The organism is Fuerstiella sp. (assembly GCA_022447225.1).
Taxonomy (GTDB): domain Bacteria; phylum Planctomycetota; class Planctomycetia; order Planctomycetales; family Planctomycetaceae; genus S139-18.
The window spans coordinates 237,966-244,506 of record JAKVAZ010000012.1 but is presented as its reverse complement, the minus strand read 5'-3'; the positions used below and the strand labels follow the sequence as shown (position 1 = coordinate 244,506).

5 protein-coding genes and 1 tRNA gene are annotated in these 6,541 nt (G+C 55.7%); 4 read left to right on the top strand and 2 right to left on the bottom strand.

Features of this window, described 5'->3' with window-relative positions; translation table 11 throughout:
• The 4 genes from MK110_15140 to MK110_15125 all read left to right on the top strand — a co-directional run.
• The coding region (locus MK110_15140; protein MCH2212637.1) for a DUF4357 domain-containing protein at positions 1 to 294 on the top strand (294 nt) is incomplete at its 5' end.
• Positions 287 to 436 (top strand): hypothetical protein, encoded by a 150-nt coding sequence (locus tag MK110_15135; GenBank protein ID MCH2212636.1) that lies wholly within the window; start codon positions 287 to 289, stop codon positions 434 to 436. The genes MK110_15140 and MK110_15135, both read left to right, overlap by 8 nt.
• Entirely contained in the window at positions 436 to 3,549 is a 3,114-nt protein-coding gene (locus tag MK110_15130; GenBank protein ID MCH2212635.1) for a type I restriction endonuclease subunit R, read from the top strand. Before MK110_15135 ends, MK110_15130 begins: the two co-directional genes overlap by 1 nt.
• A 40-nt stretch (positions 3,550 to 3,589) precedes the next feature.
• Complete coding sequence (locus MK110_15125; protein ID MCH2212634.1) at positions 3,590 to 3,895, top strand: hypothetical protein; 306 nt, start codon at positions 3,590 to 3,592, stop codon at positions 3,893 to 3,895.
• A gap of 500 nt (positions 3,896 to 4,395) precedes the next feature.
• Here the strand turns inward: MK110_15125 and MK110_15120 are convergent.
• Both MK110_15120 and bioA read right to left on the bottom strand, forming a co-directional pair.
• A tRNA-Val gene (locus tag MK110_15120) sits at positions 4,396 to 4,469 on the bottom strand.
• A gap of 572 nt (positions 4,470 to 5,041) precedes the next feature.
• Entirely contained in the window at positions 5,042 to 6,439 is a 1,398-nt protein-coding gene (gene bioA, locus MK110_15115) for an adenosylmethionine--8-amino-7-oxononanoate transaminase (GenBank protein MCH2212633.1), read from the bottom strand.
• Positions 6,440 to 6,541 lie beyond the last annotated feature (102 nt).

Below are 6,541 nucleotides of genomic sequence, written 5' to 3'. Positions count from 1 at the left end.
ACAGGATATGAAGCCGCTGACGGATTTGTTGTGCTGGCTGGTGGCATGGCGCGGGAACAGGAGACCACGAACTGTCCACGCTACATTTGCACAATTCGCCAAAGCCTTGTTGATTCGGGGGTCTTCAGCGTGGACGGTGACCGGTATCACCTCACACAGGACTATTCTTTCAACAGCCCGTCACAGGCCGCGTCGGTCATGATGGCTCGCAGCGCGAACGGTCGGATTGAATGGAAAGATGAGTCCGGGCGTACGCTTAAAGAAATTCAGGAAGCAGTGGTGAACGATGAGTGAAAAGAATATGTCACTCGGTCGCTTACAACGCGTCGACGTCCGTGAAACCTGGCAATCTGACGCTGACATGAACAATGTCCTGAGCATACTGGACTGGATCGCAGAGCAACTCACTTCGGTATCTGTAGGGACGGACGCCTGATGAGCAACGCACAGGTCGATGAATCCACAATTGAACTGGCCGCACTGGAATGGTTTGCCGAACTCGGCTACGCCACTGCCCATGGTCCGGACCTCGCCCCGGAAGGGGCATCGCCAGAACGCGAATCATTTTCGGACGTGCTACTGCTGGGTCGCTTGCAGGCCGCACTGGCGCGGCTGAATCCGGACATCCCATCAGAAGGAATCGACGAAGCCTTCCGCCTGATCACCCGTATGGACGGACCTACTCTGGAGGGCAGGAATCGACAGTTTCACCGCTGGCTGCGGGACGGTGTGGAAGTGGAGTTCCGTCGGCCGGACGGTTCCGTCGGCGGTGACCGAGTGCAGCTGGTGGAATACGACAATCCGTCCCACAACGATCTGCTGGCCGTCAATCAGTTTCGCGTACGTGAAGGCAACCATCTGCGCATCCCGGATATTGTTGTGTTCGTGAATGGTCTGCCGCTGGCCGTCTTCGAGCTGAAGAACCTGGCAGACGAAGACGCCACCATCGACGGGGCCTTCAAACAGCTGCGGACTTATAAGCAGGAAATCCCGTCGCTGTTCGACTGTAACGAACTGCTGATTGCCAGCGATGGTCAGAAGGCTCGTATTGGCTCACTGACTGCCAATTGGGAATGGTTCAAACCGTGGCCCACGATTGAGGACGAGCAGCCTGTCACCGGCAAGCTGGAGCTGGAAATTCTGATACGTGGCGTGTTTCAGCCCGATCGATTGCTGTCCATAGTCCGCAACTTCATTCTGTTTGAAGACGACCCGGACAGCGATCAGGTGTTTAAGATTCTGGCCGGTTATCACCAGTTCCATGCGGCGCGCAAAGCGATCGACGCAACCGTGACTGCAACCGGTGAAGATGGCAACCGTCGCTGTGGGGTGGTTTGGCATACTCAGGGCAGCGGTAAAAGCTTCACCATGCTGTTCTATTCCGGGCTGGTTGTGTCGCACCAGCAGATGAATAACCCAACTCTGGTCATGCTGACTGATCGCAACGATCTGGACCACCAGCTGTTTGGCCAGTACCAGCGGTGTGCGGAGATCCTGCGCCAGACACCCGTGCAGGCCGATTCTGTCGAAAACCTGCGCGAACTGCTGCAGGTGAATTCCGGCGGAGTGATCTTCACCACGGTTCATAAGTTCGCCGAAGAAGCGGGACAGTTCCCCCTGCTGACTGATCGACGCAATGTGGTGGTGATCGCCGACGAAGCTCACCGCAGCCAATACGGGTTCAAGGCCCGCCGAGACAAGAACGACCCGTCGAAAATCAGCTATGGGTTTGCCCGCAATATCCGCGATGGTCTGCCGAATGCGTCCTTCATCGGGTTTACAGGCACGCCCATCGAACTGGACGACAAGAACACTCAGGCCGTATTTGGCGACTACGTCAGCGTCTACGACATTCAACGTGCTGTCCACGATAAAGCCACCGTGCCCATCTATTATGAAGCCCGTGTGGTAAAGCTCAGCTTTGACGATGCCGCCATCGAAGCTATCGACGAAGACTTTGACGACGTTACCGAAGCTGAGGAGGTCAAGACTCAGGAGAAACTGAAGACCAAATGGGCAGCGTTGGAAGCCATGGTCGGAGACGACGACCGTCTGCAGGTGGTGGCGAAAGATCTGGTCGAACACTTCGAGAAGCGCACTGAGGCGATGGACGGCAAAGGCATGATCGTTTGCATGTCTCGCCGCATCTGTGTGGACCTGTACAACGAAATCATTGCTTTGCGACCGGACTGGCACAGCGAAGACGATGAACAGGGAGTCGTGAAGATTGTGATGACGGGGTCCGCGACCGATGGTCCCGAATGGCAGCAGCACATTCGTACCAAACAACGCCGCAAGGACCTGGCCAACCACTTTAAGTCCACGAAAAGCCCATTCAAGCTGGTCATTGTACGTGATATGTGGCTGACCGGCTTTGATGCTCCCTGTGCCCACACCATGTATGTGGACAAGCCGATGCACGGCCACGGTCTGATGCAGGCGATCGCCAGGGTGAACCGCGTATTCAAGCAGAAGCCCGGCGGCTTGATCGTCGATTACATCGGCATCGGCGACGCGCTGAAGCAGGCACTACGGACCTACACGCAGAGTGGTGGCCAGGGTAAAACGACAATCGACGCTGCAGAAGCCGTCGCCGCTCTGCAGAGGCATTACGAGCTGTGCTGCGACATGCTGCACGGTTTGGACTACACAAAGTGGACGACCGGCACACCGGCAGAGCGGGCCACACTGCCTCAGCTGGCTCAGGAACACCTTCTGGGACAGGAGGACGGCAAAGCACGCTGGATGGCTCACGTCGGCAACCTGTCCAAAGCCTTTGCCCTGTGCCCCACGTCTGACTACGCGATGGAGATTCGCGAAGACGTCGCGTTCTTCCAGATCGTGCAGACCATGTTCCGCAAGTATTCCACGTCAGGAAAAACTGGAGCTGAACTGGATCATGCTATCCGGCAGTTGGTGTCAAAGGCGGTGGTGACTGCCGAGGACGATGTGATCGACGTCTATCAGGCAGCCGGCATCGATCGACCGGATGTATCGATGCTCTCGGAGGAATTCCTGGAAGAAGTCCGTCGGCTGCCCCATAAGAATCTGGCCGTGGAGCTGCTGAAGAAGCTGCTCAGCGATGAAATCAAGACCCGAAACAAACGTAACGTGGTGCAGGCCAAATCATTTTCTGAGCTGCTGCAGACCGCGATGAACAGCTATCACAACCGGGCGATCAGCAATCAGGAAATCATCGAGGAACTGATCCGGATTGCTCACAAGGTCAAAGAAGCCAGCGATCGTGGCGAAGACCTGGGACTCACCGAAGACGAAGTCTGCTTCTACGACGCTCTGGCACAAAACGACTCTGCCACAGAAATGCTGGGCGATGAAAAACTGAAGGTGATCGCTACCCAACTGGTGATGACCGTCCGCAAAAACGTCAGCATCGACTGGACCGTCCGCGAATCAGCCCGAGCCAAAATTCGAGTGGTCGTTCGCCGTATCCTCAAAAAATTCGGCTATCCACCGGACATGCAGGCCGCCGCCGTGAAGCTGGTTCTGCAGCAGGCCGAAGCACTCAGCGACGAATGGGCCGCCATGTAATCGATTTTGAACGAAGAGTCTATCGCTGACTGACGACGAATTGATCGAAGAATTCATTCGAGTCGATCGCACCGGCAGCGAGACTACGATCGCCGTCTGTGAAATTCAGTGGGATGGACCGCATACGCCAGTTTCAACCTGGAAGATCGTTGCGTCATTTCCTGCTGAAACAACGGACGACAATGTCGCTGCCGTGGTCGCGGGCATTCTCAGGGACAGGCACGTCTTTCAGGTCTGCACAGAATGCAATGAACGAAAACCCAACGGCTGGATGATGGGCAACGACACGCCGTTGGACAGTATTTGCCAGTCGTGTGGAGCGAATAATCATGGTGTCGATTTTTGAATTTCTGGTCAGACAACCGTTTCATGCAATACACTTCTGCCGCAGGCCATCCGCCGAGCGAAGGCGAGGGCGAGAAACGCTGCGCACTTTCATTTTGCGGCTCGCACTGGCAGGGAAGCTGACCCATTTCAGTCGGAATTGATTGTGTCCCGGCTGACTCAAACAACCGAATCTGGGATAGTGAGGTGACGCGGCTAGGCTGTGCGCCGGCATCAAGGTGGCGCAGAAGTCGACGGCCACAGCCCACGACCTTCGCCGTAGTTTTGCCTACCGCTGGGCGGATCGTGTCCGACCACACATTCTGCAGCAGCTCATGCGGCATGCTTCCATCACCATCACCATGGAGTACGACGTGCTGGCGGAGGCTGATGAAACAGCTGCAGCGGTTTGGGTGGCGCCACGATCTCCTGCCATTTCACTACCACTTTCAGATGACGAATCCGTCGCGCATGAAGAACCCCCCGAAACCATTGGTTTCAGAGGGTCTGAGGTGTATGGAATGGGCGATGCAGGACTCGAACCTGCGACCCCCTCGGTGTAAACGAGGTGCTCTAGCCAACTGAGCTAATCGCCCGATGCACAGTACAGCCTGTCAGTGCTGCCCGTCTGCCGGATAAGTATGCAGAGCACGACTTTTATTCGCAAGATCCGAGAGGGCCTCTTCCAGACAAATCGCTCCGATCGGTGTTAATGTCCCGGTAACGTCGGCAGAAGCGGACAGATTCCACCACCCACTGCAAGGATTTTTCCATCAGATTGTGAAGTCAGCTGAACCAGCCCCGGTTTGGGGTTGTCCCTCTACCGGGTTCAGCAACAATAGTTGTGTTCGAGGGTCGGAAGAACGCATCCGACAACCATACGCCCGAAGAAGTTGTGCTTCTACAACACAACTCAACGGGGTCCTAAATCAGAAAGGAGGTGGTTCGGTGAATGATTACTGTAGTCCAATGCGAGGTGGCAGCGCCACGTGACGGTCGGCGGGCTGTCCCACCGGCAGCCACCATCCAGACTCGATACGCGATAACCGTATGCTGAATCACCACTGGTGATCAGAAACGGCTTGTCTTCGGTCGGGAAAACAGCGGCTCAGAATCGTGCTCATAGCGGTTCTGAGCCGTTTCTTATGAGTGGACGGGAATGTGACATCTATCCGTCGACCGCCGGAAGGCTCGCAATCGCAGCGTCAATCGATTCCAGTGCCACATCGCAGATCCGCTCGACCAGTGGGAGCGGCATGGCCGGCGCCGGCATGAGCACGATCACGTCACCAAGGGGACGCAGAATCACACCGCGTTCCCGCGCAGCCAGCGTGACCCGATGACCAAGCCGGTGTTCTGATTCGAACGGCAACAGAGAACTGCGATCTGCCACCAGTTCAATTCCCACCATGATTCCCCGCTGCCTCACTTCTGCGACATGCGGATGATCTGCCAGATGATGTAGTTTCCGCGCGATCACTTGTTCGATTCCATCGACGTTGGCCATGACATCGTGCTGCTGAAATAATTCCAGCGATGCGATTGCTGCCGCGCATCCCAGCGGATTTCCGGTGTACGTGTGTCCGTGAAAGAACGTTCGTCCTTCGTGTGGCTGGCCAAGAAATGCCTCAGAGATCTCGTCGGTAGTCAGCGTTGCGGCCAGTGGCAGGTAACCGCCGGTAATGCCCTTGGCCAGACACATAATGTCCGGTTTTACGTCTTCGTGTTCGCAGGCGAACATTTTGCCTGTGCGACCGAACCCCGTGGCAACCTCATCGATAATCAGTGGAATTCTGTATTCAGTACACAGTCGACGTACATGTGTCAGATAACCGGGAGGATGCACCAGAATTCCGGCCGCTCCCTGGACGAGTGGTTCAATCACAAACCCGGCAGCGTGTTGATGTTCCTCACGTACGATACGTTCGACTTCATCGAAGCAATACTGAATCCATGAGTCGCGAGTGTGTCCGGAGGGAATACGCAGTGCCACGGGCGCCGGCACCGTTTTGGTCGGAAACAGCAGTTGTCCGTAGACGTGATGAAACAGGTCAATTCCACCAACACTCACACTGCCAATCGTATCCCCGTGATAAGCTTCACCAACACAAATAAACAGGTCACGCGGTTCAGATCCGGATGACTTTTGCCGCTGATACTGGTAGGCCAGCTTAATCGCGACTTCAACGGCAGTGGATCCACTGTCTGAATAGAAAACATGCTTCAGACCGTCAGGGGTGATCTGGGCCAGTTGTCGTGCCAGCCGAATGGAGGGCTCAGAGGCCAGGCCCAGCAATGTACTGTGAGCAACACGGTCCAGTTGCTGTTTGACCGCCTGATTGATCTGGGGAACACAATGACCGTGAATATTGCACCACAGTGATGAGATCCCGTCCAGGTAACGGCGACCGCTGACATCAATCAGCTCGAAACCCTCACCCGCCACGATAATCGGTGATTCCTCACTCCGATGAGCGGTCATCGGAGTGAAGGGGTGCCACACATGAGTGTTGTCCCATTGTCTTAGTTGTGCCGATTCAATGATGTCAAATTCTTCTGATGTCATAACGTTGCGGCTGTGACGATCCTGGCGGTTGGTCAAATAAACAGCAGGTGAGTCTAAGAAACACGGACTGAACAGGTCCGGCAGTGGGTCCCGGATTCCTTC